The organism is Sedimentitalea arenosa, from assembly GCF_016428585.1.
GTDB lineage: Bacteria > Pseudomonadota > Alphaproteobacteria > Rhodobacterales > Rhodobacteraceae > Sedimentitalea > Sedimentitalea arenosa.
Genome location: NZ_JAELVR010000021.1, coordinates 1 through 2,063, shown reverse-complemented (window position 1 = coordinate 2,063; position 2,063 = coordinate 1). Strand labels below are relative to the sequence as shown.

Below are 2,063 nucleotides of genomic sequence, written 5' to 3'. Positions count from 1 at the left end.
CAAATACGACAAGCGCCGCTACAAACGCCGCAATCGGATCGAGATCATGTTCGGCAGGCTCAAGGACTGGCGGCGTGTCGCCACCCGCTACGACCGGTGCCCGAAGGTCTTCCTCTCGGCAATAGCTCTCGCCGCTACGGTCATCTACTGGCTATGAGTCCTGAGCCTAATCAGGTCCCCGATCGTTGCCGTGCCAAACCCGACAAATTGTGGCTCTTTCATCGCCTCGTTAAACTGGTCGCGGTACCGATGATCGTAGTAGGTAGGTACGGCGCATCGAAGGTCAATTTCCGCCGCTGGGATGAAATTGAGGGTTTCGGTCTGGCTCCCATTCGCGAGAGCGATGGCGTCCGCCTTCAGTTTGTCGTCGACTGCGTCCACGGACCCGCCGGTCTCAGGGTCTGTCTCTTGGATCCGCTTACCCGTTATGGGGTCAACTATGGGCAGGAGGCGTCCGCCTTTAGTAAGACCGCAGGTCGGGGCGGTAGACACCATAATCGTTTCGCTGGAAAACCAACTTGGCTTGCGAATGCTCATTTGCCAGCTTCCTTTTTCGCCGTTGCCTTTTTCGGGATGGATGTGGAATCGAATGCGGCGTCGACACGGCCAATTTTTTCGAAGATATAGAAATTGGTCTTCGCTCGGCAGAACTCTTCAAACGCCTCCATAGGGATATTTAGCATCCCCCGCAGCGCAAGGCGTCCATCCAACCAATAGGGGAGCCACCGATACGAATAACTGAAGAAATAGGTCTCTGGTAGGACAATCCCAACCCGCCCACCCAAGCGGAGTAAGCGATAGCATTGCTCAAGGTAGACCAATCCAATTTCCAAATCGGCGTGGTCATTTGGTCCCTTCATCGCGGCATACGTCGAAATCGTGTAGCCTTCAGCGCGGCAGTCGGCGGCCTTGACCTTGAGGCTGGCCCCGAAAGGTGGATTGGTGACGACGGCAGTGAACTGTTCAAGCCCGAACTTCTCCGCCGGCGTCCCCAGCTCCTGACTAAGTCGCGGATACTTGGCTGACCACAGGTTTGTCCTTACCGCGTCGCCAAGCAGCACATGTGTTGAGCCGTCTCGCATAGCAACCATCGTGGCTTTGGTCAATTTGACGCCAATGTCGTCTTTGTCGACACCGTATAGGTTGTCATTTGCCCACTTCACCAGATGATACGCTTCATCTTCCCCTGGAAACTCGCGCTGGGCAACTTGCCGCAAAGCCTCAACCACGAACGCCCCAGAGCCACAGGCAGGGTCAATCACCTTGTCCGCCGATGTTATCTCCATCGCCATAACGGCTGGTCGAACTACGCGCAGAGGGGTTAGATACTGGCCCTCACCGCTCTTTAGTGCGGAGGTTCGGAAAATCTGGAATGCCTTTGCGAGGAGGTCAACGTCATCCCCGAGAATTCGGAAGGGGCTGAGTTCTGCAACTACGGCGAAAATCGTATCATCACTCAGGAACAAGTCTTCCCTGTCCGATGCGTTGAAAATCCTCGTTCGCTGCTTGTGAAAGTATTCCTTGTAACTTTCCCGGAGCTGGTTCGCGGTAAGCGCTACCTTGGTCATCACATCGCCATAGATTCGGAAATCTACAGGGTTGCCGCGATTGGCAGACCGGCTCGCGATTGCATCACTTTCGAGCTTTACTAAAAGAATGTGAAGCAATTCCCGAAGCTGATCTTCGCGTCGCACAACATGGGGGTCCGAAACAACAACCGTTGCGACAAGGCGCTTAAGTGCACCGGACAATTCTGCCTCGCTCGGCTGCCGCATCGAATCCCAAGTCGGGGGCACATCGGGGGGCTGCGTTAGATCGTCGGTAGGATGGGGGAGGCCCGCGTTTTCGACAAACACCCATTCCGATTGGTGACGCTTGTAGACAGCGAGTGTTTGGCTTCCGTTGGTCCAAAAGCCCATTTTCGCCATAGGCTCATTGCTTAGGCTCTGGACCCATTGATTTGGTTGCGGTCTCCGCGTGATCTTGATTCAAGCTCCCAAACTTCAGGGGGCGTGATGAGCAATCTTTTCTGGCTGACTGACGAACAAATGGCGCGGCTCCGA

3 protein-coding genes are annotated in these 2,063 nt (G+C 55.1%); 1 reads left to right on the top strand and 2 read right to left on the bottom strand.

All coding sequences use genetic code 11. The features are described 5' to 3' along the window. On the top strand, window positions 1-157 hold a 157-nt coding region (locus tag JF290_RS19375; protein ID WP_199025136.1), incomplete at its 5' end, for a transposase. Here JF290_RS19375 and JF290_RS19370 read toward each other — a convergent pair. Both JF290_RS19370 and JF290_RS19365 read right to left on the bottom strand, forming a co-directional pair. Beyond that, the gene (locus JF290_RS19370; protein WP_199026550.1) at window positions 145-537 is read right to left on the bottom strand and encodes a hypothetical protein; all 393 of its coding nucleotides are present in this window, start codon (window positions 535-537) and stop codon (window positions 145-147) included. The two genes, JF290_RS19375 and JF290_RS19370, sit on opposite strands and share 13 nt — an antisense overlap. Then, on the bottom strand, window positions 534-1,919 hold the full coding sequence (locus tag JF290_RS19365; protein WP_199026549.1) for an HsdM family class I SAM-dependent methyltransferase: 1,386 nt from the start codon (window positions 1,917-1,919) through the stop codon (window positions 534-536). Before JF290_RS19365 ends, JF290_RS19370 begins: the two co-directional genes overlap by 4 nt. Window positions 1,920-2,063 lie beyond the last annotated feature (144 nt).

Excerpts from the sequence above, each read along its gene's own strand:
- JF290_RS19370 (WP_199026550.1), bottom strand. The coding sequence starts at position 537 with ATGAGCATTCGCAAGCCAAGTTGGTTTTCCAGCGAAACGATTATGGTG.
- JF290_RS19365 (WP_199026549.1), bottom strand. The coding sequence starts at position 1,919 with ATGGGCTTTTGGACCAACGGAAGCCAAACACTCGCTGTCTACAAGCGT.